We start from the raw sequence: 26665 nt of genomic DNA, 5'->3' as shown, positions 1-26665 counted from the left end.
GTCCCGACCAGGATCCTTCCGGCCTCTTCGCGCCTGATGAAAGCCGCCAGCGACACGAGAAGCGTCCCCAGCGGGACGAAGACCGCCACGTCCCCGAACGCTCCCCGAAGCACCCAGTCGATGCCCCGCCCCACGGGGCCGGCGGAGTCCGCCAGCGACAGTGCCATGAGGATCGCGCCGAACAGCACCGCGAGTCCGAGGGCGTCCGGACCATGCGCCTTCCACGCCGGCGGACGGGAGCCCGGCTTGGCCCTGGGCGCCCCGGTGGGACCGCGTCCGGACGGACGCCTTCGCGCCGGGGACTTCCCCTTGCGCTTCTTCTTTTTCGTCGTGCCGAGCAGTCCGAGCACGCCTGGTGGCTCCTTTCTAGCGCCGGCGTGCCCGAGGAAGCCCGTCTGCCGACGGGCTAGAGCGCGCCGGCCGCCTGTAGCGCCGACCTGACCTGTGCGACCTCCTCCGGCCGCGCTTCACCGAGCGGGGGCCGCGGGGGCCCCGCCTTGAAACCAAGCAGGTTCATCGCCGCCTTCACGGGGATGGGGTTCGTCGTGCAGAAAAGCGCCTGCACCAGCGGGACGTAAGAAGCCTGCGCCCGCCGGGCCGACTCGACGTCGCCCCGGTCAAAGGCGTCCAGCTGCTCGCCGATCTTCCGCGCCACGACGTGCGAGGCGACGCTGACCACGCCACAGGCGCCCCACGCCTGCAGGGCCAGGGTCCAGTCGTCCTGTCCGGAGTACAGCTCAAAGCCGTCCGGGACGGCAGCCATCAGCCGGGCCAGCGAGGTGAGGTCGTCCGTGGCCTGCTTCACCGCCTGGATCCGCGGGTGTTCGGCCGCTTTGAGCAGGGTCTCGACCTCGATCTTCAGCGCCGTCCGGCCCGGGATGTCGTAGAGCATCACGGGCAGGTCCGAGGCGTCGGCGACGGTGCGGAAGTGCTCCAGGAGGGCGTGCTGGGGCGGCTTGTTGTAGTAGGGCGTGACGACGAGCACTCCGTCCGCGCCGGTCTTGGCGGCCTGGACCGTGAGCTCGACGGTGTCCGCGGTGGAGTACGTGCCGGTCCCGCATATGACCTTGGCGTCGCCCGACACGGCGTCGGCCACGGCCCGGAACAGGGTCACCTTCTCCTCGTGGGTCAGCGTGGGCCCCTCACCCGTGGACCCGGCGACGACCAGGCCGTCGGAACCGGAGTCGACGAGGTGCCGCGCCAGCCGCTGCGCCTCGTCGACGTTCAGGGACAGGTCGTCGCGGAAAGGCGTGACCATCGCCGTGACCACTCGGCCGAATCGACTCATGCCGTCCTCCTCGCAGGCTCGCTTCACCGCCGCTGCGGGTCCGGACCGGCCCCCGGCGGGGGTCGAGTCTAGCGCGGGCCTTGCGGACGGCCCGAATGTAACACCAGCCACACATGCAACAACAGGAACTTGCCCAACCTGAACCGGGGGTGCCCTAGCGGACGACGTCCAGACGGGCAGGAGCGAACGGCAGGCCCGGGTCCGCGATCTGGTAGCTGACGGGGGCCAGGAAGAGGCGCGACCACGACTCACCGGGCTTCAGGCAGGGGGAGCTGAAGGATCGGCGGGAGTCGGCGAACGTCCTGCAGGGACGTTCGGCCGTCTGGTCGCGGTTGGTCACCCGAAGCGTGTGGCTGAGCGGCAGGGTGATCTCGTTGCCGGGCTTGTAGTACGGGCTGTCGGCGACAAGCTCGATGTCGAGGAAGGTCGGTGCCGGGGGCGTGGGCGTGGGAGCCGGCGTCGGACGCGCCGTGGGAGCCGGCACCTTCGGATTAGTCGACGCGCCGGGCGCGGCGACCGATGGGGACGGGGACGGCGTTTCGAACCCGTATCCCGACGCACCCGGTCGCAGGCTCGGGCCGTCGCCATTGCCGTACCGGGGCGGATCCTTGCAGGACACAGCCAGCGCGGCCACCACGCCGAGCAGGCACAGGACCCGTTTCACGTCAGGTAGATACCCTCAGAAGTAGATCCGGAACCCCACCGCCAGGTCCTCGAACCCAAGCGACCGGTAAAACTCGTGGGCCTCCAGACGGTCCTTGAACGACAGCAGCTGGACCTTGTAGCACCCCGCGTCGCGTGCGATGCCCACCGCTTCGTCCACGAGCGCGCGCCCTACCCCCTTGCGCCGGTCGGAAGGCGCCACCGCGACGTTTTCGATGATGGCCCACGGGGCCAGGTCGTGGGTCAGGTTCTGCACCACGAGCAGGTCGGCCGCCCCCACGATGGCGAGGCCGTCCATAGCTACGAGAACGGTCCTTCCCTCCTGCGAAAGCACCCGCTCCCAGACAACCTCTGCCCGCTGCTCGTCCACCTCGAAGCTGTCGCCCTCGCCGGTGGTTACCGGAAGGTCGGCCAGAAGCCGAAGGACGCCCGGGAGGTCATCAGCGCCCGCGGGACGCACGACCACGGTCACGCCTGACGCTTCGGCTCTGGACGGGCCGGCTGCGGGGACTCCAGCGCCGCGCGCTTCGGGATCATCACCTTGCGCACGAACTCGCAGACGACGGTGCCGTCCTGGTTGTAGGCCAGAGTCCGGACCCGTACCACTCCCCTGTCGTCGCGGGACTTCGAAGGCGTCACCTCGAGCACTTCGGTCTCGGCGTAGATCGTGTCCCCGTGGAAGACGGGGGCCGGGTGGCGCAGGTTCTCGACCTCCAGGTTGGCGATCGCGGAGCCGGAGACGTCTCGGACGCTCATCCCCAGGGCCAGGGAGTACACGAGGTTGCCGACGACGACGTTTCGCTTGAACTGGGTCGCGTTCTCGGCGAAGTGGGCGTTGGTGTGCAACGGGTGGTGGTTCATCGTGATCATGCAAAACAGGTGGTCGTCGTACTCGGTGACGGTCTTGCCGGGCCAGTGACGGTAGACGTCGCCGACGTTGAAGTCCTCCAGGCACCGTCCGAACGGAAATTCCTGCGACATGCCTGGCTCCCTCCGGCCTAGATCTTGTAGCGCTCCAGGAGCTGGCGTCCGATGATCCTTTTCTGGATCTCCGAAGTGCCCTCACCGATCAATAGCAGCGGAGCGTCCCGGTAGAGACGCTCGACCACGAACTCCTTGGAATACCCGTAGCCGCCGTGGATGCGCAGCGCCTCCGTCGCAACCTCAAAGCACGCCTCGGACGCGAACAGCTTGGCCATTCCGGCCTCAAGGTCCGTGCGCTGCCCACGGTCCTTGCGCTGGGCGGCGTTTAGCATCAGCAGCCTGGCCGCCTCGATCTTGGTGGCCATGTCCGCCAGCTTGAACTGGATCGCCTGGTGCTGCGCGATCGGCTTGCCGAAGGCCCGGCGTTCCTGGGCGTAGCGGATGGCCTCCTCGAAGGCGCGCGTTGCAACCCCCACGGCCCGGGCCGCGATGTTCACGCGGCCGACCTCGATGCCGGCCATCACCTGGTAAAACCCTCGTCCCTCCTCGCCGCCGAGCAGGTTGGCCTTGGGTACACGGAAGCCGTCGAAGATCAGCTCGACGGTCTCCACACCCTTGTAGCCGAGCTTCTCGATGTCGGGACCGACCGTGAGCCCGGGCATCTCGTTGACGCCCGGCTCCTTTTCGACCAGCAGCATCGACATGCCCTTGGACGGAGGCTGGGTCTCCGGGTCTGTCTTGCAAAGGAGGGTCACGATGCCGGCGCGCAGTCCGTTGGTGACCCACATCTTGTTGCCGGTGACCCGGTAGTGGTCGCCGTCGGACACCGCTCGGCAGGAGATGGACTGCACGTCCGACCCAGCCTCAGGCTCGGACATGGACAACGCAGCCCGGACCTCCCCGGTCACCATGCGCGGCAAAAACCGCTGCTTCTGCTCCTCGGTCCCGAAGTTCTCCAGCTTCCAGGCCGTCATGAAGTGGGTGTTGAGGATCCCCGACAGGGACATCCACCCCCGGGCGAGCTCGACCACCACCAGCGCGTAGGTCGTGAGCGACTCGCCGATCCCGCCGTACTGCTCCGGAATCTTGAGGCCGAACAGCCCCATCTCCTTCATCTGCTCGACGATCTTCTCCGGGTACTCGTCGCGGTGCTCCATGTCGTTGGCGACGGGGATCACATCGCGGTCGACGAACTCCCGGACCGTCCGGATGATCTCCTTTTGGACGTCCGTCAGCGAGTCCAGCACCCTCAGGATCCGGTCCTGGACAGCCCTGCCGCCCTGCCGCGAGCGGCGTGTACCGCGGCCATCTTCCGGGAGGCCTCGTCGATCATCTCCTCGCCGAACATGACGGCTCCCCGGCGGTCCTCCTCCGTGGCCTTCTGGTAGGCCTCGAGGATGTCCTCGGCGCGGTCGTACTCCTGCTGCGAGGGCGTGAACACGTCGTTAAGGACATCGATCTGTCCCGGGTGAAGGGCCCACTTGCCGTCGTAGCCCAGCGCTCTGCTGCGTGAGGCCACCTCGCGGAAACCGTCGAGGTCGCGGACCTTCGCGTACGGTCCGTCGATCGCCTGCAGGTTGTTGTTCCGGGCGGCCACCAGGATCCTCATCAGGATCCAGTGCCACAGGTCGCCCGGGTAGTCCGACACCAGCTCGCCGACGGTCGAGTGGGGCATGCCCATGGCGGCGGCCATGTCACCGGGACCGAAGATCAAAGTCTCCAGCCGGTCGGAGGCCGCGGCGATCGCGTCGATGTTCGTCAGTCCCGGAGCGTTTTCGATCTGCGCCTCGATGCCGATGCGCCGGTCGAGGCCCTCCTCCTCCTCGATCATGCGCAGAAGGTCGGCGACGAACGTCACGTCGGAGGCGTACTGGACCTTGGGGATCATGATGCAATCCAGGTTCCGCCCGGCGGGACGGACGATATCGATGATGTCCCTGTAACACCAGCGGGTGTACACACCGTTGATGCGCAGGACCACCGTCTTGCCGGACCAGTCGTTTTCCTCCAGCGCGGTGACGACATTGGCCCTCGCGGCCTCCTTCTCGCCGGGGGCGACGGAGTCCTCGAGGTCCATGAACACCTCGTCGGCCGGCAGCCCCGGCGCCTTGGACAGCATCTTGGGGCTGGACGCCGGCACCGACAGGCAAGACCTGCGGGCGCGGAGCCGGACGTCGCCGGCAGTCGTGTATGCCATCTCGCTGACCGACCTCCCGAGGTAGTGGAGGTCCCATCGTAGCCCGTGGCCACGGGTCGCTCCCGCAGGGACCTGTTCGCCGGACGCACCTGCACCAGCACCCGACTGGACGGCGTATACATGGGAACACATCCAACCGGAGGAGCTGCGGTGGAAGAGCGGCTGGGAACGATCCTGCTGGTGCTGGCGGGCGCCGTCTTCCTGGCCGAGATCTTCATCCCCAGCGCGGGCGTGCTCACCGTCATCGCGCTGGCCCTGCTGGTGGCCGCGGTGGCGGTTCTTTTCGACTCGGCGGTGCTGTGGCTGGTGGTCCCCGGAGCGGTCGTGGTTGCGGCCCTGGCGCTGCTGGGGGGCCGGCTGGCACTGCGCGCAAGGCGACAGGCGCCGATCACCGGGGTCGACGGACTGCTGGGACTGACGACGGAACTACGGGAGGCCAACGGCCGTCGAGGACGGATCTTCGCCGCCGGTGCGTGGTGGAGCGTGAAGTCTGAGCATGCGCTGCGAGCCGGAGAAGCCGTCCGGGTGAAAGGCATCGACGGGCTGGAGCTCGTCGTGGACCAGGTGAATCAGGAGGCGTAGATGGGGTTTCTGCTGGCTGCCGTGCTGCTGATCGCCCTGCTGGCTGCGTCCGCCCGCATCGTGCAGGAGTACGAGCGCGGGGTGATCTTCCGTATCGGGCGCATCGTGGGCGCCAAAGGGCCCGGACTGTTCCTGATCATCCCGGTTCTGGACCGGATGGTGAAGGTGAACCTCCAGACGATCACGATGGACGTCCCTCCCCAGGAGTGCATCACGCGCGACAACGTGACCGTGCGGGTGAACGCCGTGACCTACTTCCACGTCATGGACCCCGTGAAGGCCGTGGTGGCGATCCAGAATTTCATGTACGGGACCTCGCAGGTGGTGCAGACGACCCTTCGCAGCATCATCGGGCAGTCGGCCCTGGATGACCTGCTCATCAACCGCGACGACGTCAACGTGCGCCTGCAGCAGGTGATCGACCAGCTGACCGACCCGTGGGGAGTCAAGGTGACGCTGGTGGAGGTCAAGGACGTGGAGCTGCCGGAGGGGATGCGGCGGGCGATGGCCCGCCAGGCGGAGGCCGAGCGCGAGCGGCGCGCGAAGGTCATCCACGCCATGGGCGAGCTCGAGGCGGCTGAGACTCTGGGCCGGGCGGCCCTGGAGTTCGAAAAGCACCCGGCCGCAATGCAGCTGAGGACGCTGTCGACGATGGCCGAGGTGTCGACGGAGAAGAACTCCACGCTGATCTTCCCCCTGCCGATGGAGTTCATCCACCTGGCGCACGCCGTGACCAGACAGCTGAGCGGCGACCGGCCCCCAAAGGGACCGCCGAAAGACTAGAGGTCCAGGAGGCTTTCGAGCCCGACGGTCAGCCCGGGGCAGGAGGCCACCGAACGCACCGCCAGGACCACCCCCGGCATGAACGACCACCGGTCCAGTGAGTCGTGGCGAAGAGTCAGCATCTGGCCGGGACCGCCGAACACGACCTCCTGATGCGCCACGAGCCCCGCCAGCCGGACGGAGTGCACACGCACACCGTCTACGTCGGCGCCGCGGGAGCCGGGCAGCTTCTCCTGCTCGCCGGGTGCCGGCTCTCCCCCGGAGGGGCGGCCCTTGGCCGACCAGACCGCGGCGATGTCCTGGGCGGTCTTCCAAGCCGTCCCGGAGGGAGCGTCGAGCTTCTGGTTGTGATGCAGCTCCACGATCTCGCACGAGCCGAGGTGGGCGGCGGCCTGCTTGGCGAAGTGCATCATCAGGACCGCACCGATCGAGAAGTTCGGGGCGACGAAAACGTTGGAGTGGTGGCCCTCCACGAGCGACCTGATCTCGTCGAGCTCGCGGGGGCCGAGGCCGGTGGTGCCGACCACCACGTGAACCGCGTGGTCCACGCAGTAGCGGATGTTGTCCATGACCGTGTCGGGACGGGTGAAGTCCACCGCCACCTCGACGTCGGCCTCCACCAGGCAGCCCATGTCACCGGTGCAGGTGACGTCCTGGATCACGATGTCGCCGAACGAAGGATCGACGGCGGCCGCCAGGCACATGTCCTGCTCGCCGGAGACGGCCTCGCAAGCCGTCCGACCCATCTTCCCGGCAGCCCCGAGCACCCCCACGCGGATCATCGCGTCAGCGGCTCCACCTTGTCGTCCAGCGCGCCCTGGTCAACCGGACCGACACTGGCCAGAGCGAAGCCGGGACCGCCGAACAGCTCCGCGGCCACCCGCGACACGTCGTCGACTGAGACGGCCTCGACACGATCGAGGACGTCATCGACGGTCTCCACCCTGCCGTGGACGAGCTCTGCCTTGCCGATGCGCGACATCCGGCCGCCCGGGTCGTCCATCGACAGGGCTATCGAGCCGCGAACGTGCCCCTTGGCTCTCTCGACCTCGTCGGACGTGGCCCCCCCGGACGCGAGCGCCGCCGCCTCTCCGCGGGCGATCGCGAGCACTTCCTGCGCGCTCTCGCGCTGGGTGCCGGCGTACACGGAGAACACCCCCGTCTCCAGGTACAGCTGGTAGCCCGAGTAGACCGCGTAGGCCAGGCCACGCTCCTCCCGAATCGACTGGAACAGCCGCGAAGACATCCCACCGCCGTACAGGGTGTTGAGCACGGACAGCGCGTAGCGATCTGGATGCGACCGCGACTGCGTCGGACACCCCCACACCAGGTGTACCTGCTCGGTGTCGCGGCTCTCGTACGCGGCCACCGGACCAGTGGCCCCCGGCGCGGGCTGTTCGCTACGTCCGGCCGTCCCGGCCGGGCCTTCAAGTGACGACGCGACGAGCTTGCCCAGCGCCTCGTGCTCGACGTCTCCCGCGGCCGCGACCACCAGCCGGGCCGGCACGTAACCGTCGCGATAAAACGCGGAGAGGTCGTCGCGGCGCATCGACTCGATGCTCTGAAGCGTCCCGATAATGGGGCGGCCGAGAGCGTGCCCCGGCCACAGCTGCTCCAGGAACATGTCGTGCACCAGGTCGTCGGGGGTGTCGTGGGTCATGTGGATCTCCTCCACCACCACCCGCCGCTCCGACTCCACATCCTCTGCCCGCAGCAGAGCCGACGAGAACATGTCCAGCATCGTCTCGACCGCCATCGGGACGTCGGCCGACAGCACCCGTGCGTAGTAGCACGTGTACTCGCGGGCGGAGAAGGCGTTGATCTCGCCCCCGACGGCGTCGAAGCAGTCGGCTACCTGCCGCGCCGACCTGGTGGGCGTCCCCTTGAACAGCAGGTGCTCGAGCAGGTGCGAAGCCCCCGCGAGCCCCGGCGGCTCATCACGGGCGCCGAGGTCCACCCAGAGCCCGACCGACGCCGACAGGACGTGCGGCATCCGTTCGGTGACGAGGCGAACGCCCGGACGAGGCCGTGACTGCTCGAACGCCTCCACCGGCTAGACGGACTGATCGGAGCCGTTACTGCCCTCGGCCCCGTCGCCATCATCGCCCTCGGCCCCCACGGGGACGAGCGACAGCTTGCCGTCCGGACGGATCTCCGAGATTCGCACGCGCAGGCTGTCGCCGACGCTGACGATGTCCTCGACCTTGCCCACCCGCTTGCCGCCGCCGAGCTTGGAGATGTGGACCAGCCCGTCCTTGCCGGGGGCCACGTTCACGAACGCGCCGAACTCGCGGATGTTGACGACGGTGCCCTCGAACTCCTCGCCCACGTGCATCTGGCGAGGAACGGCGATGTCGCGGATCATCTGCAGCGCCTTCTCGACTCCCTCTGCGTCGCCGGCGACGAACACCCGGCCGTCGTCCCCGATGTCGATCTGCGCACCGGTGCGTTCCACGATCGAGTTGATCATCTTGCCCTTGGGCCCGATAACCTCACCGATCTTGTCCGGCGGGATCACCTGGACGATGATGCGCGGCGCGTACGGCGACATCTCGGCCCGCGGCTCCGTGATCGCCTGCCTCATCGCCGCGAGGATCTCCAGCCGCGCCTGCTTGGCCTGCTGCAGCGCCTGGCCGAGGACGTCGATGGGAATCCCGGTCGTCTTGGTGTCCAGCTGAAGCGCGGTGACGAAGTCGTCGGTGCCGGCGACCTTGAAGTCCATATCGCCGTAGTTGTCCTCGGCCCCCAGGATGTCGGTCAAAGTCACGTACTTGCCGTCCTCGACCACCAGTCCCATGGCGATCCCGCCGACCATCCCGCGCAGCGGGACGCCGGCGTCCATGAGCGCCAATGTCGAGGCGCAGGTCGCGGCCATGGAAGTGGAGCCGTTGGACTCGAGGATCTCGGACACCACGCGAAGCGCGTACGGGAAGTCGTCGACCGACGGGACCACCGGGATCACGGCCTTTTCGGCCAGCGCGCCGTGGCCGATCTCGCGGCGGCCGGGACCCCGCATAAACCGGGCCTCACCTACCGAGAACGGTGGGAAGTTGTAGTGGTGCATGTAGCGCTTGGTCTCGTCGGGCCAGATCTGGTCGATCATCTGCTCCATGCGCGGCATGGCCAGGGTGACAACCGACATCGCCTGCGTCTCTCCGCGCTGGAACAGCCCCGTGCCGTGGGCGCGGGACAGCACTCCGACCTCGGTGGAAAGCGGACGGATCTGGTCGGGACGCCGCCCGTCCACGCGGACCCCTTCCTCCACGATGCGCCTGCGCAGGATCCTTTTCTCCATAGACCGCAGCGCGTTTTTCACCTCGGCGTCGCGGTCGGCGAACTCGCCGGCCAGCTCGTCACGGACGCCCTGCTTCACGGCGGCCACCGCGTCATTGCGGGCCGCCTTGCCGGAGATGACCAGAGCCTCCCGCAGCCGCGACTCGGCCACCTGGGTCACGCGCGCGAGCACGTCGTCGCCGTAGTCGGTGGCCTGGATCCAGGTCCGCTCCGGAATCTCGCACTGCGCAGCCAGCTCCTGCTGCGCGCGGCACAGCTGGCGAATCGGCTCCTCGGCGGCCTTCAGCCCCTCGGCGAGGACCTCCTCGGTAGGAGCGGGGGCGCCGTCCTGGAGCAGCGGGAGCGTGTGCTCGAATGCGCCCGCCTCCACCATCAGGACGTCCACACCCCCGTTGTCGCCGACGCGCCCGGCCACCACGAGTTCGATGGTGGCGTTGTCGATCTCCTCGAAGGTGGGGTTGACGACCCACCTGCCGCGGATCTGGGCCACGCGAACCCCGGCGATCGGACCCGCGAACGGGACTCCGCCGATCAGCAGGGCCGCGGAAGCCGCGGTGATGCAGTGGACGTCCCACTGGTTGACGCCGTCCACCTGCATGATCATCGCCACGATGTGGACGTCGTGGCGGAACCAGTCCGGGAACGCCGGACGCAGCGGGCGGTCCGTCAGCCTTGCGGTGAGGATCCCCTTCTCCCCGGCGCGCCCTTCACGCCGGAAGAAGCTGCCCGGGATCTTGTTGACCGCGTACATCCGCTCCTCGATGTCCACGGTGAGAGGGAAGAAGTCGACTCCCTCACGCAGGGTCGCCGATGCGACGGCGGTTACGAGGGCCTGAGTCTCTCCGATGGAGAAGACCACCGCGCCGTCGGCCTGCTTGGCGAGCTTGCCCGTCTCCAGGCTGATGGTGGTGGAGCCCAGCTGCTGCTCTACGCGCTTGACGTCCATGGGTATGCGACTACCTCCTCGTTTGACGGGGAGGAAGCGCGCGGCCAGCTCTCAGTCGGGAGCCCTGCAGCTGCCTGCAGGGATCTCGACTGACAACTGAGCGCGCCCGCCTCCTCCACTGAAAACGGGGAGCCTGCTCTCAGGCTCCCCGCCGGGTTCACCGCCGCTTGATGTTCAAGCGGTCGGTCACTGCTTTGTAGCGATCGAAGTCTTCCCGCTTGAGGTAGCCGAGAAGACGCCTCTGCTTGGATACGAGCTTGCGCAGGCCGAGCGTGGTGTGGAAGTCCTTGCGGTGGACCTTCACGTGCTCGGTCAAAAGGGTGATGCGCCTGGTCAGCATCGCGATCTGGACCTCGGGCGACCCCGAGTCCGTCTCGTGGATACGGTAATCGCCGATCAGGCTCTGCTTTTCGTCTTTTTCGAGTCCTTTGGACAAGGCGGAGTATCTCCTCGGATGCGGGCTTTCAGTATGCCACAGACGCCGCTGCGCCTCGGCACCCCGGTCGCGCCTCAGGGGCCGGGGTCACCGCCCACTGAGGCCGACAGCACCAGCCTGGCCTGTTCGCAGTCCAGTGCCATCTGGTCGAGCAGGGCCCGCTGGGACTCGAAGCGGCGGTCGCCGCGCAGGCGCTGGACGAATTCGATCTCGCCGCGACGGCCGTACAGGTCGCCTTTAAAGTCGAACAGGTGTATCTCGGCCCCCGGTGTGCTTCTGGGGGCCAGAGTCGGGTCCGTCCCGACATAGGCGACCCCCGGCAGGGCACGCTCCGACTCGAGAAACCGCGCTGCGTAGATCCCGGATCCCGGCATGCAAGCCCGGGGCGAAGCCCGCAGGTTCGCCGTCGGGAAGCCGAGCCCGCTTCCCGCGCCGCGTCCGGCGACCACCCCCCCCGCCAGCCTGTAGGTCCGGCCCATCAGGCGCGCCGCCTCTGCGACGTCGCCGTGCAGGACGCAGTCGCGGATGGTGGTTGCGGATATCTCGGCCCCCGAATGGCGGAGGAGGTCCAGCGCCCGGACCTCGAACCCCATCCGGGAGCCCAGCCGCGTCAGGACCTCGATGTCGCCCGCGCGCCTGCGTCCGAACCGGAAGTCCGTCCCGACCACGACCAGACGCGCCGACAGCCCGTCCACCAGGACGCGCCGGACGAACTCCTCGGGCTCCAGTGACGCGAGCTCCGGTGTGAACTCAAGCACCGAGACCACGTCCACGCCGGCCTCATGGAACTGCTCCAGCCGCTGGTCCAGGGTCGCTAGCTCGCACGGAACCGCATCCGGGGCGAGGATCTCCAGGGGGTGGCGGTCGAAAGTCACCACGGCGGACAACGCCCCCAGCTTTGAGGCCTCCGCCTTCACGAGGTCCAGCAGCTGCCGGTGGCCCCGGTGCACCACGACGAACTTGCCGATGGTGGCCACCGCCGGTCCGGCTCCCGCCAGTGCCCCCGCACCCCGAAGGATTTGCATGCTCAGGACTCCTCCGGACGCGGCAGGACGGTCACCGGGTGAAGGACCCCCTCACGCGACTCGAACACGCCAACGGTGTCCGAGTCACAGCAGGCCAGCACCTCTCCGTCCGGAGCCGCCTCGGGCAGCCGCTGCCCGGCCCACGCCCGGACAGCTGCGGCCCGGTCCAGCTCGACGACGGGCAGGTCCGTCAGGACCTGCCTGACCGGCCTTACGTGCTGCGGTCCCGCGTCTGCGGGAGCGACGGCGTCTTCGACGCGCAAATCGCCGATCGCGGTCCTCCTGAGCTCTGCCACGTGGGCGCCGCAGCCGAGCCGTTCACCGATGTCCGAGACGATGCTGCGGACATAGGTCCCCGACGAGCAGACGACCTCCAGCTCGAAGTCGGGCGGCTCGAACGCCAGCAGCTGCAGCTCGTGGACCTTGACCGGCCGCGCGGCGAGCTCCACTGCCTCGCCCCGTGCGGCCCGCTTGTAGGAGCGGACTCCTGCCACCTTCACGGCCGAGACCGCCGGGGGTACCTGCAGGATCTCGCCGGTCAGCGACGGCAGGACCGCCCTCAGCTGGTCTTCGCTCACGTCCACCGGCAGCGAGGAAAGGACCTCTCCGGCCGCGTCGGCGGTGGACGTCCGGACGCCCAGCCGGCCGCGCGTGGCATAGGACTTCGTACGGCGCTGAACGAACCGCAGCAGCCGTGTCGCCGGCCCCACTCCCACCACCACCAGTCCGGTCGCGGGGGGGTCGAGGGTCCCGGCGTGGCCGACCCTGCGGACGCCCAGCGCCCGCCGGATCATCGCGACCACGTCGTGGGACGTGGGCCCCGACGGCTTGTCCACCAGCACGAACCCGGTCACCGCAGGCGCAGGACCTCGTGAAGCCGCGAGATCGTCTCCTCCAGCCCGTACTCGGACGTGAAGCCCGCGGCGAGTCGGTGTCCGCCTCCACCGAAGCTTGCGGCGACCTCGCTGACGTCGGTCGCACCCTTTGAGCGCAGGGACCCCTTCCACGAGCCCCCCGGCTGCTCTTTGAGGATCGCGGCGACATCGGACTCCCGGACCGAGCGCAGCGAGTTGATCAGCTCCTCGGTCTCCTCCATCGAAACCGTCCAGCGCGACAGGTCCTCCTGACTGACGTAGGACACCACCACCGCGGGATCCTCGAGAAGGCGGCAGCGCTCGAGCACGCACCCGAGGAGCTTCAGGTAGCCGTAGGGAAGGGACTCGAACACGGTGCGCGCGATGATGTCGACCTGAACCCCCCGGGAGACCAGGGCCGCGGCGACCTCGTGGGTCCTTGGCGTGACACTTGCGTAGGAGAACCGGCCGGTGTCCGTGACCAGGCCGGTGTACAGGCAGGTCGCGACCTCGAGGGTGATATCGGCCCCGAGCCGCACGAGGAGGTCCAGCACCAGCTCGCACGTGGACGCGGCACGGTCGTCCACGACGTTGATCGTCCCGAAGCGCGTGTTGGACACGTGGTGGTCCAGGTTGACGACGACGGGGGCCTTGAGCACCCGCTCCTGCAGCGTCCCCAGCCGGTCTGCGCTCGCACAGTCCAGAGCCAGTACCACGTCACAGTCGGGGAGACGGTCCGGGGGTGCGATCAGCTCCCAGCCCGGGAGAAAGCGGTATTGCCGCGCGACCTCGGGCCGGTCCTCGCCCCAGCCCACGGCGATCTTCGTGTGCGGGCCCAGCGCGTTGGCGAGCCCGAGGATGGAACCCAGGGCGTCGCCGTCGGGACTGACGTGACAGACGGCGAGCAGCTGGCCCGCTCCCCTGACGGCCGCGGCTGCTTCGTCCAGCCCCGCCTCGACCTCCGCGCTACGCGGAGGGAGAGCCGGGGCTTTCACCATCTCGATTCTCCGCCAGGTGTATCTCGTCAAGCAGCCGGTCGACTCGCGCCCCTTGGTCGGCCGCGTCATCGAGGTGGAACAAAAGCTGGGGGATCGTCTTCAGCCGCAGCTGGCGCCCGGACTCACTGCGAAGAAAGGGGGCAGCGCTTTCGAGTCCCCGCTGGGTGTCGTCGCGCTCCTCCGGGTCAAGGACGCTGTAGTACACGTGCGCCTTGGACAGGTCCGGGGTCACGCGGACCGCGGTGATGGTGACGAAGCCGATCCGCGGGTCCTTGACGCTTCGTTGGATCAGCTCGCTGATCACCTCCCGCATGGTCTCGCCGACCCGCTGCGTCCGCCTCGTCATGACATCCCGCCTTCAGTCGTCGTCCGGGCCGACCACTTGCGTGAAGTGGTCGAGAATCTCAACCCGGTCGTCCGTTGAAACCCATCGCTCGATCTCGTGGAGCACCTTGCGAACCTGGAAAGCCGTCCCGGACACACAGCTGATCCCGAGCGTCGTCCGCTGCCATAGGTCCTGGTGGTCGACCTCGGCGGCGGCCACCTTGAACTTCGACTGCAGGCCTCCGATCAGGCCCTTGACCACATGCCTCTTGGACTTCAGGGAACCGGAGGCCGGGACCCGCAGCTCGAGCCTGCCGATCCCGACGTACACGATCAGGTCCTGGCGATCTCCTGGATCTCGAACGCCTCGATCACGTCACCGACCTTGACGTCGGTGAAGTTCTCCAGGCCGATCCCGCACTCGAAGTTCTGCGCGACCGTGCGCACGTCGTCCTTGAACCGGCGCAGCGACCCGATCCGGCCTTCGTAGACGACGGTGCCCTGGCGAAGCAGCCGAGCCTGCGCGTTGCGGACGATCTCTCCGGAGGTGACGTAGCACCCCGCGATCACGCCGCGCGGGATCTTGAAGGTCTCCCGTACCTCGGCCGTGCCGAGAACGCGCTCCTTGAACTCGGGCGCGAGCATCCCCTTCAGGGCCTGCTCCATTTCCTCGAGCAGCTCGTAGATCACGCGGTAAGTCCGAATCTCGACACCCTCGGTCTCAGCCATACGGCGGGACTTGACGTCCGGACGGACGTTGAATCCCACGATGACGGCGTCGGATGCCTGGGCCAGAGACACGTCGCTTTCGGTGATCCCGCCCACGGACCGATGGATGACGTTGATCCGCACCTCTCCCATGTCCAGCTTCGTGAGCTTGTCGGAGATCGCCTCGAGGGACCCCTGCACGTCGGCCTTGAGGATCAGGTTGAGCTCGTCGACCTTGGCCAGCAGCTTCTCGAGGCTCACCCTCGGCTTGCGGACGTTCTCCGCCGCCCGCCGCGACGCGTCGCGTTCCTGGGCGAGTTGCCGCGCCTTGCGCTCGTCGGCGACGGTGCGCACCTCGTCGCCCGCCTCGGGAACATCGCTCCAGCCGAGCACGAGCACCGGCCGCGAAGGGGAAGCCTCGGCGACGGTCTGGCCGTATTCGTCCAGCATCGCCCGGACCTTGCCCCATGCCGTGCCCGCAATCAGCAGGTCGCCGACGCGCAGCCGGCCCCTCTGCACCAGGACCGTAGCGACCGGACCGCGCCCCTTGTCCAGGTTCGCCTCCAGCACCACCCCCCTGGCGGGGCCTGCGTCCACGGCCTTCAGGTCCAGGTCGTCGGCGACCAGCACGATGCCCGTCAGCAGGTCCTCGAGGTTCTGGCCCGTCTTGGCGGACAGGTCGACGAACAGGGCGTCGCCGCCCCACTCCTGGGGCTGCAGCCCCCGTTCGGAGAGCTCGGTCCGCACCCGGGTGGGATCGGACTCCTCCTTGTCGATCTTGTTCACCGCCACGATGATCGGAACGTGGGCCGCGCGCGCGTGGTCAATCGCCTCGAGCGTCTGCGGCATCACGCCGTCGTCGGCCGCGACCACCAGGACGGCAATGTCGGTGACCTGCGCCCCGCGCGCCCGCATGTGGGTGAAAGCCTCGTGTCCCGGGGTGTCCAGGAACGTGATCGCCTGGTTGTCCTTGACGACCTGGTAGGCGCCGATGTGCTGCGTGATGCCCCCGTGCTCACCGGCGACCACGTTGGCCTCGCGTATGCGGTCCAGCACCGTGGTCTTGCCGTGGTCGACGTGGCCCATCACCGTCACCACGGGGGGCCGGGGGGCCGTGGCGGCCTCGCTGGGCTCCGGCTCGGACTCCTGGTCCAGCCGCTCCTCGACCTCGGCGTCGACTATCTCGACGGCAACCCCCAGGTCCTCCGACACCACGAGGATCTCCTCGTCGGCCATGGACTGCGTGATGCTCTTCATCGCGCCGTGGCGCATCAGCGCCTTGATGATGTCGATGCCCGACTTGCCGACCTTGTCGGCGAACTCCTTTACCGTCACGCCCCTGTGGACGTGAACTTTGGCGGCGACCGGGGCAGGCGCAGGCACAGCGGGGGCGGGATCGGGTTTGGGGGCCGATGCGGGACGTCCGGCGGCGGGTCTGGGCGGCGCCTGAGGTCCCCCGGGAGCCGGTCCCGGGGCGGGACGGGTGGGAGCCTGGGTCCCAGCGGGCCGCGCGGAGGCCGCCGGCGACTTGGCCGGAGCCGGCTGGACGGGCTTCGGGACGGGTTTCGGGTCGGGCTGTGCCGGCTTGGACTCGGCCCGCTTGGGCTGGGCGGCGCGCGGCGCCGGCTTCGGCTCAGGCTTGGCTGCGGGGGCTGGCCGCTTGGCGTCCGCCGCCTTGGCTGCGGGGGCGGGCTTTGTGTCCGCCGCCTTGGCTGCGGGGGCGGGAGAGCCGCCGTTGCCGGACGGGGCGGCGAGTCGCGACGCGACGTCGTCGTCCACCGTGGACGAGTGCGACTTCACGTCCACGCCCATGCTCTTCAGGCGCTCGACGAGCTCCTTGGACGGAACCCCAAGCTCCTTGGCCAGTTCGTAAACGCGGCGCTTGCTCAACGTGCTCCTCTCAATGCTTCGCTGCGGGGTGACCTTCTTCGAGCAGGAGTGCTATCTCGGGACGAATCGCCGCGCGGAGGGCCCGCGACAGCCTGCCCCGGCGAATGCTCTCCGTGAAGCATGCCACGTCAGCGCACAGGTACGCGCCCCGTCCGGGAGATTTGCCGCTCGGATCCCAGGCCACCGACCCCCCGGGGGTCCGGACCAGACGAAGCAACTCGTCCTTTCCGGACCGCTTCCGGCACCCGGTGCAGGTCCGGATGGGGAAACCCCCGGCGATTACGGCCGGACTCCCCCGTCCGCCGATTCCCGCGGCGCGCCGTCGGCCGCCGGGACCTCCGAACCGCCGGTCTCGCCCGCGTCCGCAGCGGGCGGCTCGGGCTCCTGCGCATCCTGTGCGGGGGTGCCGGGGCTGCTCGCCTCCGGCGCAGTTGCCTCGGGCTCAGGCGCAGTTGCCTCTGACTCAGGCGTAGTGTCGGACTCCGGTGCGGCTGAGCCGGGCGCTGCGTCGGTGGCCTCCGCCTGCTGCTCGCCGGCGGTTGAATCGGAACGGATCCCCCTGCGGCGCGACTCCGGCACGACCGGCTCGAATAGGCCCCGGTCGGGCTGGGCAGGGCCGGCCGAGTACTGGCTTTCGGACTTGATGTCGATCCTCCAGCCGGTCAGCCTGGCGGCCAGGCGGGCGTTCTGCCCTTCCTTGCCGATCGCAAGCGACAGCTGGTTGTCGGGCACGACGACGACAGCCGTCTTGTTCGCCTCGTCCACGACCACGTCGCGCACCCGCGCGGGCTGGAGAGCCTCCGCCACGAGCTTGGCCGGATCATCGCGCCACGGCACGATGTCGATCTTTTCGCCGCGCAACTCGTTCTGGACCGCCCTCACCCGGGCCCCCTTGGGGCCGACGCAGGCTCCCACGGGGTCGATGTTCAGATCGTTGGAAGCCACGGCGATCTTCGTGCGGTGCCCGGCCTCCCGCGCGATGGCGCGGATCTCGACGAGCCCGTCCTGAATCTCGGGGACCTCCATCTCGAACAGCTTGCGAACAAGTCCCGGGTGCGTGCGGGACACGATGATGGTGGGACCCTTGAGCGTCCTGCGAACCTCGCAGATGTAGCCCCGGACCCTGTCCCCGACCTCGTAGCGCTCCCTCGGCACCTGCTCGCCCTGCGGCATGAGCGCATCTGCCTTGCCCAGGCTCAGGACCGTGGCCCTGGGATCGTGCTGCTCGACGGTGCCCATGATGATGTCGCCCTCGCGGCCCTCGTACTCCTCGAAGGTGATCTCCCGCTCGGCCTCCCGCAGGCGCTGCGTTATGACCTGCTTGGCGGTCTGCGCGGCGATCCGGCCCAGAGCCGCAGGCGTCTCGACGAAGTTCTCAGACACGATCTCGCCGGTCTCCTCGTCGACCTCCTGCTCCCAGACCTTGATCTGAGCCGAGCTGCGGTCCATCTCGATGCGGGCGTGAGTGGCGGTTACGCCGGGGGTCTTTGGGTACGCGGCGCCGAGGGCGTCCTCAAGGGCGTGCCAGATGCTTTCGGCTGGGATCCCCTTGTCGCGCTCGAGCACCGCGAGCGCGTCGATCAGCTCGAGGTTGCGTCCGTCATCTTTTCTCTTCTTGGCCATCTCTTACGCTCCCGGAATTCGCAGTCGTGCCTGGGACATCTCTTCAAACGCCACCCGCACCGATTCCGTGCCCGACAAGACCACGGCCCCCTGCTCGTCCACGGGGCCGATCGTCCCCTCCAGCGGCGGACGCCCATCCTTGAACGTCACCCGCACGGGCCGGCCCTCGCACACGCGGAACTGCTCGGCATCCCTGAGGGGCCGCTCGGCTCCGGGGGAGGTGACCTCCAGCAGGTACCTGCCGCTGCCGGGGACGGGGTCGGACTCGTCCAGGGCCCGCGAGAACGCCTCTGCGAAAGAGGAAAGTCCCGCGTCGTCGATGCGGCCGGTGCGGTCCAGCGCCACCCGCAGCAGGTCCCGGCCGGCCTCCCGGCGGAACTCCACGTCCCACAGCACCAGGCCGAGCTCGCCGGCGATCGACTCGGCGATGGGGCGGACCGCCGCCAGCACCGGACCCGGCCTGCGGCCGGCGGACGGTGCGGAGGTGTCGCGTCGCGGTCTGGTGCCGGTCATCGCCCCCACCCGCGCTCCCTGTCGTCGGCAAAAAAGAAGTGGGCCCCAAGCCCACTCGTTAGACTGCTGCCCGTCGCGCCACGACATCCGGCGGCGCGCGCGACGTCCAGACTACTCCCGCTGCTGCGTCGGCGCAACTGGTCGATGACGCGTTTTCGCACGTCAAAGGGTGTTTTCGCTGGTCGTGGGCCAGCGTGAGCCGGTTGCGGACCACGATGGGGAGGGGGCTGGGAGCCCGAATACCACCCGAAGCCGAGGTGAGGTGCTTCAGCCGTCGGGGGTGAGCACCGGTTCGTTTTCCTGGCCCGGAGCCCTGTAGCCCGCGGCTCGCAGGATCGGCGACAGATCCGGCGGCGAAAAGGCAGGGCCCTTCATGACTTTGCCGTCCGACCGGTAGATCGGGTTTCCGTCGGCGTCGAGCTTGGTCATGTTCGAACGGTGAACCTCGGCAAAAACCTGCCGAACCGGAATGCCGAACGTCAGGGCGGCGCCGTAGACGACGTAGAGCAGGTCGCCGATCGCGTCGGCGATGCCGATCAGGTCGTCTGCCTCGACCGCGGCACGGAACTCTGCCGCCTCCTCCTCGATCAGGGCGCACCGAAGTTGCTTCACGTCCTCGGGCACATCCACCGTGGGGACGGCGTTCGTCACGAGTCGCTGAGCGGCATGCGACTCCAGAAGAGCGTCTACCGGGTCTACCGGAACCTGCAGCGACGCCTCCAAAAACCGCACAGGCTTGCCCAGTTGCCGGGCCAGTGCGATCTCGGCCGCCGTAGCCTCACCGATGGCCCCGCCTGGAGCGACCACGGCTATCTCGTCGGCCATGGCGATCTTGTGGCGATGAAGCGCCGCCTGGCGACTGATGTCCTGGTCGCTCAGGGCGATGCCATCGGCATGGGAGTACACGCCGGGGGCGAGGACCACATGACCCGCGAGAGCCTCAGCCTGCTGAGCCTTGAGGAAGTCGGCCTTGAGACGGGTCGAGCCGCACAGGCAGACCACCCAAGGACGGCCGGCCGCAGGCTTCATCAGAGCCGGGCTCCCGTCCCAACCGCGTCCCGAACCCGTTGCAGCAGGGGTCGCGCGACCGCCCGGACCCGATCGGCTCCCCCTGCCAGGGCCTCGTCCAGATGCGGCGTGTTGGACAGGAGCGCGTCGTAGCGCTCTCTTGCCGGGCCGAACGACTCCTCGAGCAACTCCGCCAGCCGGGACTTCACCTCGCCGTATCCGATGCCGCCGCTTTCGTAGCGGGCCCGGACTTCGGCGACCTCGCCGGGTGCGGCGAAGTGCTTGAAGATGTTGAACAGGTTGTCCTGGGCTGGATCCTTCGGCTCCTCCGGGGGCCTTGAATCGGTGACGATGCGCATCACGAGCTTCCGCTGCTCTTTGGGGGGCGCGAAGATCGGGATCACGTTGCCGTAGCTTTTGCTCATCTTGCGGCCGTCGAGCCCGGGGATCAGGGCGACCTCGTCGCGGACGATCGCCTCCGGCGGCGTGAGGATCGGGCCGTAGGCGTTGTTGAACCACGACGCGATGTCGTCGGTCATCTCGACGTGCTGCCTCTGGTCGGATCCCACAGGGACGACATGGGCGCCGCAGATCAGGATGTCGGCGGCCATCAGCAGCGGGTAGTTGTACAAGCCCATGCTCACCCCGTCGTCGGGACTGCGTCCGGCGGCGGCGTTCGCGTCGAGCGCGGCCTTGTACGCGTGGGCGCGGTTCAACAGTCCCTTCGGCGTGACGCAGCCGAGGGCCCAGGCAAGCTCGAACACCTCCGGGACATCGGACTGGCGGTAGAGCGTCGCCTTGTGGGGGTCCAGCCCCAGTGCGAGCCAGATCGCCGCGACCTCGTAGGTGTTCCGCGTCAGCGATTCACCGTCGCGGACGGTGGTGAGCGCGTGATAGTCGGCGATGAAGTAGTAGGCGTCGTAGTCGGCCGCCAGCTCGAGGGCCGGGCGGTACATCCCGAGGTAGTTGCCGAGATGCGGAGTCCCGGACGGCTGGATGCCGGTGAGCGCGATCTTCCTGGCCATGGCCCCCCAAGTTCCCGGACGTTACAGTGAGATTCACACCAAGCTGGCGTAGCTCAGTGGTAGAGCACCTCCATGGTAAGGAGGGGGTCCGGGGTTCAAGTCCCCGCGCCAGCTCGTTCGGCCCTCATGGCGCCGACCGTCCCGCACCTCGACGATCACGTCCGAGTGTAGGCGGCGTCCGGCGACGGGGCGCTGCCGGATGGCCCCTAGAATCGACGTCCACGGCATCGGGAGGCGCGGTGAGGGCCAGCCGGCTCATCCGGGAGACGATCACCCTGCGCGACGGGCGGCAGGTGGTCCTGCGCGCGATCCGGCCCGAGGACGCGCCCGGCCTGATCGAGTTCCACCAGAGGCTGTCGCCGGAGAGCCGCTACTTCCGGTTCTTCGGACCCAAGCCTGAGCTGTCCCCGGAGGAGGCGCGGTACCTGGCGGAGGTGGACTTCTCCAGCCGCTTCGCGATCGTGGCGGTGCAGGGGGACGAGATCCTGGGGGTCGGGCGGTTCGACCTCGTCGGCCCCGGCACCGCCGAGGCCGCCGTCGTGGTTCGCGACGACCACCAGGGCCATGGCATCGGCAGAGCGCTGCTGGAGCGGCTGCTGGAGGTGGCCAGGGGGCGGGGCATCGAGCGGCTGGCGGGTGAGATCCTGGCGGACAACGACCGGATGCTGGACCTCCTGCGCGGAAGCGAGTCGCTCGACGTGACGGCGGCAAGCGACGGCGTCGTCCAGGTGACGGTGCCGATTTCGGACGGCTCTCCTGTGTTCAGGACCCTGAGCGTGGTGGCGAAGCTGTCCAACGAGATTGCCTCCCGGGCCGCGAGTCTGAAGCGGCGCGGGAGCCCGGACCGCTAGAGCCCGATATCAGGACAGGTGGACCAGCTCGGCATTGACCTCCCTTGCTTCGACGCGCAGCAGCCCGACGGTGAACGTGGGCGCACGGCGCCTGTCGGTCGGGCTGCCGGGGTTGATCAGCAGCAGGTCGTCGTGCTGCTCCACCAGCGGAAGGTGCGAGTGTCCGAAGATCACCACCCGCGATCCCGGAAATCGTTTGCGCATCCGCTGTTCCCGCCCCTGCGCAGCGCCGGAATCGTGCAACATCGACACGATCACGCCCGCGACCTCAAGCGTCAGCTCGTCGCCGGCCCCCCAGGCGCGCAGGTCGGGCCCGTCCACGTTGCCCACCACTGCGTGCACCGGCGCCAGCTGCGCCATCTCATCCAGAAGCTGCGGGTCGCAGACGTCGCCCGCGTGAAGCAGCAGGTCGCACCCGGCCAGTACCCGCCAGGCCGCCAGCGGCATGGACTTGGCCCTGTAGGGGACGTGGGTGTCCGAGACGAGACCGACGAGCACCCGGGTCAGGGACAGGTGCCGAGCACGCGAAGGACCTCGTCGGGGGTGGCGTCCACCTCCGTGCGCTCGCCCGTTGCGCGGACCTTGGCCTCCAGCCGTCCGGAGGAACGAAAGGTCCGTCCCACCACCACCTGCAGCGGGTAGCCGATGAGGTCGGCGTCGGCGAACTTCACCCCGGCCGACACGCCTGCCCTGTCGTCCAGCAGCACGGAGACTCCCCTGGCCTCCAGCGCGCCCGCCAAGTCCGCGGCCGCGCCCGCGGCGGCGGCGTCGTTGGCTATGGACAGCACCGCGACCTCAAAAGGTGCCACCGCTCGCGGCCACATGATCCCGCGGTCGTCGTTGTGCGCCTCCACGATCGCGGCGACCGTCCGGGAGACGCCCAAGCCGTAGCAGCCCATCACGAAGGGGCGCCGGGCCCCCGACTCGTCGGTGTACTCGGCTCCCATGGGGGCCGAGTACTTCGTCCCGAGCTGGAACACGTGTCCGACCTCGATGCCGCGCTTCAGCGACAGGCCGCCCCCACACCGCTCGCAGCGGTCACCCTCCTGCGCGGACAGCAGGTCCTCCCATGCGTCCGGAGTGAAGTCGCGCCCGGCGCTCACGCCGGTCAGGTGGTGGTCGGGCTCGTTGGCCCCCGTCACCAGGTTCGTCGCTTCCCGCAGCGACCTGTCCGCGATCAGCCGGACGCCGGACAGCCCGACGGGGCCGGCAAAGCCCTTCACCAGCCCGGCCGGGGCGAACGCGTGGTCGGCCAGCATCCGGACCTCACCCCCGGCCGCCTTGGACAGCTTGTACTCGTTGAGTTCGCGGTCACCGGGGATCAGCGCGCAGACGATGCCGTCACCGGACTTGTACAGCAGGGCCTTTGCGAGCGCGCGCGGCGCGACCTTCAGGAACGCCGCCACCTCATCCACCGTGACCAGGCCGGGCGTATGCACCTTCACGACCTGCTCCGGGTCGCCCGAGGCGTAGCTCCCGGCCGGAACGGACGCGGCCGCTTCGGTGTTGGCGGCGTAGCCACATCCGTCACAGCTCACGAACGTGTCCTCGCCGGCGTCGGCAGGCTGCACGAACTCGTGGTTCACGGTGCCGCCGATCAGGCCCGCCTGTGCCTCGATCATCTTCGTGGACAGGCCGCACCGCGAGAACACCGCCTCGTAGGCGGCGACCATCTTGTCGTAGGACGCCATGAGGCCCGCCTCGTCGGCGTCGAAGGAGTAGGCGTCCTTCATCAAAAACTCCCGTCCGCGCAGAAGCCCCCCGCGGGGGCGCGGCGCGTACCTGTACTTCCACTGGATCTGGTACGGCACGCTCGGCAGGTCCTTGTAGGACGGCAGCTCGGTGGAGGCCAGGGTGCAGATGACCTCTTCGTGCGTCGGCCCCAGGTACCACTCGCGGTCGGCCGAGTCCTTGAGCGTGTACAGCTCCAGGTAGAAGCCCGGGACTCGTCCGCTGCGTTCCAGGAGGTCCATCGGAAGCAGCGCGGGCATCAGCAGTTCGGTGGCACCCTGGGCGTCCATCTCCTCACGCACGACCTGCTCGACGCGCCGGAGCACGCGCAGTCCCAGCGGCAGCCACGAGTAGACGCCGGAAGCGGTGCGTCTCAGGAACGCTCCGCGCAACAGCAGCCTGTGGGACGGGATCTCCGCCTCCGCGGGCGCCTCCCGAAGCGTCTGGCCGAACCGGTCCTGGGCGCGCATGCCCATGACTGTACCCGCGTCCGGACGACCGCTTCCGCGGCTAGGAGCGGCTCAAGGGCAGGCGCCTGCGGCCGTTGGCCGGTGGCTCCGGTGCCTTGGCGGCCGCGGCGGTGAGCACCACGGGCTCTCCTTCGCCCATGCCCGCGGCGAGCCGCATCGCTTCGTCCAGCAAAGCCTGGACCATGACGTCGGGACCCACCTCGCGCAGCCTCTCACCCTTGCTGAAAAGGGTCCCGCCGTGCTTGGACAGCGCCAGCCCGACGTCGGCCTCCCGCGCCTCACCGGGCCCGTTGACCAGGCACCCCATGATGGCGACCTGTATCGGCGCCTTGACGTCCTTCAGTGCGTCCTCAACCTGCTCGGCGATCGTGATGACGTCGCCCTCGACCCGCCCGCAGGTCGGACAGGCGACTATGTCCGCCCCGGACCTTCGGAGGCCGAGCGCCGACAGGATCGCCTTCCCGGTCCGGACCTCCTCCACCGGGTCGGCCGCGAGCGAGACGCGGATCGTGTCCCCTATCCCCTCGGCCAGCAGCGTGCCGATGCCGACCGCGGACTTCATGCTGCCGGCAAAGGCCGTCCCGGCCTCCGTGACCCCCAGGTGAAGCGGGTAGTCCGTCGTATCCGCGAGCAGGCGGTAGGACCTCACCATCTCCCAGGGGTTGGAGTGCTTCACGGAGATCTTGATGTCGTGGAAGCCCTCCTCCTCCAGAAGGGCGACCTCCCACATGGCGGAGGCGACCAGCGCCTCCGGTGTGGGCCCGCCGTGTGCTTCCAGAAAGGACGTATGGAGCGACCCGGCGTTGGCGCCCACCCGGATCGGAATCCCGCGTGCACCCGCCTCGCGCGCCACCAGCCGAATCTTGTCGGGGTCCTTGATATTGCCCGGGTTCAGCCTGAGTCCGGCGACGCCCAGCTCGATGCACTTGAGCGCCAGGTCGTGGCGGAAGTGGATGTCCGCAATGATCGGGACGGGACGCGGCGTCGATGTCATCAGCCACAGCAGCAGGGCCAGCCCGTCCGCCGACTCCTCGTCCGGGACCGTGACCCGCACGATGTCCGCGCCGGCCGTGGACAGTGCCAGCACCTGGTCGAAGGTCGCGCGGGGGTCGGGGGTGCGGGTCGTCGTCATCGACTGGATCGAGACGGGAGCATCGCCGCCGACCTCGACCGAGCCGACGCGGATCTTGCGGGTGGGGCGCCGGAGGGGAGGCATCAGAGTCGTGCCAAAGCTAACACCGCGATGTGCAGGAGTTGTCGAGAATGCCCCTTAGGGGCAGAAGGGGGGAAAGCCCTGGCAGACAGCGGTCGCGGCCGGGGTCAGGTGCAGCACCCGGATGATCTCCACGCCCTCCTTGTTGCAATCGTCGGTCGCGGTGAAGGTGAGCGTGTGGAAGCCGGGGGCCATGTCGGCTATCGGGACCACTCGGTAGAAGACGTCCCTGACCCGCGTGAACCGGCCGCTCTCCGGCTTCATGTCTTCCGCATCCTGGTCGTCGATGCGCATCTTCACGTTGTTGATCCAGTTGGCCCAGCCGTCCTGCTGGGGGCTGGGGCGGTCGTCGACGGTGATCTGGATGAGCGTCCCGGGTGCGAGCGGGTCCGGATTCGGGCCGGGGGTGAAGTCGTACATGATCGGACCGTGCGTATCGGGCCCCAGGCAGTCGGCGAAGGTGGCCTGGGCGGCCGACGGCAGCACAGTCCACGCCACGGCGAGTGTGATGAAAAGCGCTAGCCTGCGCACCGGTCCCTCGTTGCCTCGATGTTGAGCGTCCTCATCCATGGATTCGGCGCCCCCGGCCCGATTCCTGCCTCCGGGCCTCCAAGGGGGTCCGACGGCTACTCGAGGGGGACCGGCGAAACGATGTCCTGGAAGATGATCCACATCCCCAGCAGGAGCAGGAGCGCAAACCCCACGGCCATCACACGCACCATCGTCGTCTGCCCCACCGGCTTGCGCCTCACCTTCTCCAGACCCAGGAGCAACAGGTGCCCGCCGTCCAGCGGCGGGATGGGCAGGAGGTTGAACAGTCCGATGGCCATGTTGATGTAGACGAAGAACTCCAGAAAACGCAGGACCTGTCCCTTCGAGGCCAGGTCGGCCGCCGCCCGGCCGGCTCCGACCACGCTCTGCGCCCGCTCGTCCTCGCGGCCGGGGGTCTTGCTCAGGCCCAGAGTCTCGGCCGAGAACAGCTTCGGCGTGGACGTGACAAACCGGCCTATGAACTGCCCGATCACCACCGCCGACCTGCCGGCCGCCACGGCCGGGTTCACCCTCACGTTAGCCAGCTTGGAGCTCACGCCGATGAGGCCGACGGTCCGGCGGCCGCCGTCCTCCTGCTGGGAACGCGGCGTGATGGCCACCGTCCGCCGGTCGCCGGCCCGGTTTGCGAGGGTCAGCTGCATCTGCCGTCCGGGGCTGTCGCGAATGAGGTTGCGCACCTGAGTCCACTCGGACACCTTGCGCCCGTCCACGGCCACTATCCGATCCCCAGGCCGCAGGCCCGATTCGCTCGCGGGGGACCCTCGGCC

Annotated in this window: 30 protein-coding genes and 1 tRNA gene; 4 read left to right on the top strand and 27 right to left on the bottom strand. The window is 68.7% G+C overall.

From position 1 onward, the window contains the following. From VNE62_07310 to VNE62_07280, 7 genes are all read right to left on the bottom strand, one after another. The coding region (locus VNE62_07310) for a hypothetical protein (protein ID HVE92092.1) at window positions 1-350 on the bottom strand (350 nt) is incomplete at its 3' end. A 56-nt stretch (window positions 351-406) separates the two neighbouring features. Continuing rightward, window positions 407-1288, bottom strand: coding sequence for a 4-hydroxy-tetrahydrodipicolinate synthase (gene dapA, locus VNE62_07305; protein HVE92091.1), 882 nt, complete (start codon window positions 1286-1288; stop codon window positions 407-409). Window positions 1289-1442: 154 nt separating this feature from the next. Then, the gene (locus VNE62_07300) at window positions 1443-1952 is read right to left on the bottom strand and encodes a hypothetical protein (protein HVE92090.1); all 510 of its coding nucleotides are present in this window, start codon (window positions 1950-1952) and stop codon (window positions 1443-1445) included. Between the two features lie 15 nt (window positions 1953-1967). Then, window positions 1968-2423, bottom strand: a complete 456-nt coding sequence (locus tag VNE62_07295; GenBank protein HVE92089.1) for a GNAT family N-acetyltransferase — start codon at window positions 2421-2423, stop codon at window positions 1968-1970. Continuing rightward, on the bottom strand, window positions 2420-2932 hold the full coding sequence (locus VNE62_07290) for a MaoC family dehydratase (protein HVE92088.1): 513 nt from the start codon (window positions 2930-2932) through the stop codon (window positions 2420-2422). The genes VNE62_07295 and VNE62_07290 overlap by 4 nt, the downstream gene beginning before the upstream one ends. A 17-nt stretch (window positions 2933-2949) precedes the next feature. Next, window positions 2950-4122, bottom strand: a complete 1173-nt coding sequence (locus VNE62_07285; protein HVE92087.1) for an acyl-CoA dehydrogenase family protein — start codon at window positions 4120-4122, stop codon at window positions 2950-2952. A 2-nt stretch (window positions 4123-4124) separates the two neighbouring features. Further along, a complete protein-coding gene (locus tag VNE62_07280) occupies window positions 4125-5072 on the bottom strand; it encodes a CoA ester lyase (protein ID HVE92086.1) in 948 nt (315 codons plus the stop codon). Window positions 5073-5117: 45 nt separating this feature from the next. Here VNE62_07280 and VNE62_07275 point away from each other — a divergent pair, with 45 nt between their 5' ends. Both VNE62_07275 and VNE62_07270 read left to right on the top strand, forming a co-directional pair. Beyond that, window positions 5118-5654, top strand: a complete 537-nt coding sequence (locus VNE62_07275) for an NfeD family protein (GenBank protein HVE92085.1) — start codon at window positions 5118-5120, stop codon at window positions 5652-5654. After that, window positions 5655-6437: a slipin family protein gene (locus VNE62_07270; GenBank protein HVE92084.1), complete on the top strand. Its 783-nt coding sequence runs from the start codon at window positions 5655-5657 to the stop codon at window positions 6435-6437. It abuts the gene before it with no gap. Here VNE62_07270 and dapB read toward each other — a convergent pair. The 15 genes from dapB to trpS all read right to left on the bottom strand — a co-directional run bounded on the left by dapB (window position 6434) and on the right by trpS (window position 21081). Then, window positions 6434-7216: a 4-hydroxy-tetrahydrodipicolinate reductase gene (gene dapB / locus VNE62_07265; protein HVE92083.1), complete on the bottom strand. Its 783-nt coding sequence runs from the start codon at window positions 7214-7216 to the stop codon at window positions 6434-6436. The two genes, VNE62_07270 and dapB, sit on opposite strands and share 4 nt — an antisense overlap. After that, window positions 7216-8487 carry a pitrilysin family protein gene (locus tag VNE62_07260; protein ID HVE92082.1) on the bottom strand — a complete coding sequence of 424 codons (1272 nt, stop codon included), beginning with the start codon at window positions 8485-8487 and terminating at the stop codon, window positions 7216-7218. Before VNE62_07260 ends, dapB begins: the two co-directional genes overlap by 1 nt. A 3-nt stretch (window positions 8488-8490) precedes the next feature. Then, window positions 8491-10677, bottom strand: coding sequence for a polyribonucleotide nucleotidyltransferase (locus VNE62_07255; GenBank protein HVE92081.1), 2187 nt, complete (start codon window positions 10675-10677; stop codon window positions 8491-8493). A 157-nt stretch (window positions 10678-10834) separates the two neighbouring features. Then, window positions 10835-11113, bottom strand: a complete 279-nt coding sequence (gene rpsO, locus VNE62_07250; protein ID HVE92080.1) for a 30S ribosomal protein S15 — start codon at window positions 11111-11113, stop codon at window positions 10835-10837. Window positions 11114-11187: 74 nt separating this feature from the next. Continuing rightward, on the bottom strand, window positions 11188-12138 hold the full coding sequence (locus tag VNE62_07245; GenBank protein HVE92079.1) for a bifunctional riboflavin kinase/FAD synthetase: 951 nt from the start codon (window positions 12136-12138) through the stop codon (window positions 11188-11190). Window positions 12139-12140: 2 nt separating this feature from the next. Then, window positions 12141-12992 carry a tRNA pseudouridine(55) synthase TruB gene (gene truB, locus VNE62_07240; GenBank protein HVE92078.1) on the bottom strand — a complete coding sequence of 284 codons (852 nt, stop codon included), beginning with the start codon at window positions 12990-12992 and terminating at the stop codon, window positions 12141-12143. Beyond that, window positions 12989-13990 carry a bifunctional oligoribonuclease/PAP phosphatase NrnA gene (locus VNE62_07235; protein HVE92077.1) on the bottom strand — a complete coding sequence of 334 codons (1002 nt, stop codon included), beginning with the start codon at window positions 13988-13990 and terminating at the stop codon, window positions 12989-12991. The genes truB and VNE62_07235 overlap by 4 nt, the downstream gene beginning before the upstream one ends. Further along, window positions 13959-14336: a 30S ribosome-binding factor RbfA gene (rbfA, locus tag VNE62_07230; GenBank protein ID HVE92076.1), complete on the bottom strand. Its 378-nt coding sequence runs from the start codon at window positions 14334-14336 to the stop codon at window positions 13959-13961. Before rbfA ends, VNE62_07235 begins: the two co-directional genes overlap by 32 nt. A 12-nt stretch (window positions 14337-14348) precedes the next feature. After that, window positions 14349-14645, bottom strand: a complete 297-nt coding sequence (locus VNE62_07225; GenBank protein ID HVE92075.1) for a DUF503 domain-containing protein — start codon at window positions 14643-14645, stop codon at window positions 14349-14351. Between the two features lie 2 nt (window positions 14646-14647). Further along, complete coding sequence (gene infB / locus VNE62_07220; GenBank protein HVE92074.1) at window positions 14648-16912, bottom strand: translation initiation factor IF-2; 2265 nt, start codon at window positions 16910-16912, stop codon at window positions 14648-14650. Window positions 16913-16922: 10 nt separating this feature from the next. Further along, window positions 16923-17174, bottom strand: a complete 252-nt coding sequence (locus tag VNE62_07215) for a YlxR family protein (protein HVE92073.1) — start codon at window positions 17172-17174, stop codon at window positions 16923-16925. Window positions 17175-17191: 17 nt separating this feature from the next. Further along, entirely contained in the window at window positions 17192-18535 is a 1344-nt protein-coding gene (gene nusA, locus VNE62_07210) for a transcription termination factor NusA (GenBank protein ID HVE92072.1), read from the bottom strand. Window positions 18536-18538: 3 nt separating this feature from the next. Further along, window positions 18539-19048, bottom strand: a complete 510-nt coding sequence (locus VNE62_07205; protein HVE92071.1) for a hypothetical protein — start codon at window positions 19046-19048, stop codon at window positions 18539-18541. A 267-nt stretch (window positions 19049-19315) separates the two neighbouring features. Continuing rightward, a complete protein-coding gene (locus VNE62_07200; GenBank protein ID HVE92070.1) occupies window positions 19316-20077 on the bottom strand; it encodes a hypothetical protein in 762 nt (253 codons plus the stop codon). Next, a complete protein-coding gene (gene trpS, locus VNE62_07195) occupies window positions 20077-21081 on the bottom strand; it encodes a tryptophan--tRNA ligase (GenBank protein HVE92069.1) in 1005 nt (334 codons plus the stop codon). The genes VNE62_07200 and trpS overlap by 1 nt, the downstream gene beginning before the upstream one ends. 42 nt (window positions 21082-21123) lie before the next feature. Here trpS and VNE62_07190 point away from each other — a divergent pair. Next, a tRNA-Thr gene (locus VNE62_07190) sits at window positions 21124-21195 on the top strand. Window positions 21196-21320: 125 nt separating this feature from the next. Continuing rightward, window positions 21321-21932 carry a GNAT family N-acetyltransferase gene (locus VNE62_07185; protein ID HVE92068.1) on the top strand — a complete coding sequence of 204 codons (612 nt, stop codon included), beginning with the start codon at window positions 21321-21323 and terminating at the stop codon, window positions 21930-21932. Window positions 21933-21941: 9 nt separating this feature from the next. Here VNE62_07185 and VNE62_07180 read toward each other — a convergent pair whose 3' ends face one another. From VNE62_07180 to VNE62_07160, 5 genes are all read right to left on the bottom strand, one after another. Then, window positions 21942-22430, bottom strand: a complete 489-nt coding sequence (locus tag VNE62_07180) for a metallophosphoesterase family protein (GenBank protein ID HVE92067.1) — start codon at window positions 22428-22430, stop codon at window positions 21942-21944. A 5-nt stretch (window positions 22431-22435) separates the two neighbouring features. After that, on the bottom strand, window positions 22436-24133 hold the full coding sequence (locus VNE62_07175; GenBank protein HVE92066.1) for a proline--tRNA ligase: 1698 nt from the start codon (window positions 24131-24133) through the stop codon (window positions 22436-22438). Window positions 24134-24173: 40 nt separating this feature from the next. Further along, complete coding sequence (ispG, locus tag VNE62_07170) at window positions 24174-25349, bottom strand: flavodoxin-dependent (E)-4-hydroxy-3-methylbut-2-enyl-diphosphate synthase (protein HVE92065.1); 1176 nt, start codon at window positions 25347-25349, stop codon at window positions 24174-24176. A 54-nt stretch (window positions 25350-25403) separates the two neighbouring features. After that, complete coding sequence (locus VNE62_07165; GenBank protein ID HVE92064.1) at window positions 25404-25877, bottom strand: hypothetical protein; 474 nt, start codon at window positions 25875-25877, stop codon at window positions 25404-25406. Between the two features lie 95 nt (window positions 25878-25972). Next, window positions 25973-26665: M50 family metallopeptidase (locus VNE62_07160; protein HVE92063.1), on the bottom strand; the 693-nt coding region annotated here is incomplete at its 5' end.

This window comes from Actinomycetota bacterium (genome assembly GCA_035536535.1).
Classification (GTDB): domain Bacteria; phylum Actinomycetota; class JAICYB01; order JAICYB01; family JAICYB01; genus DATLNZ01.
Note: the sequence above shows the minus strand (reverse complement) of the source record. Positions and strands in the feature narration are given on the sequence as shown.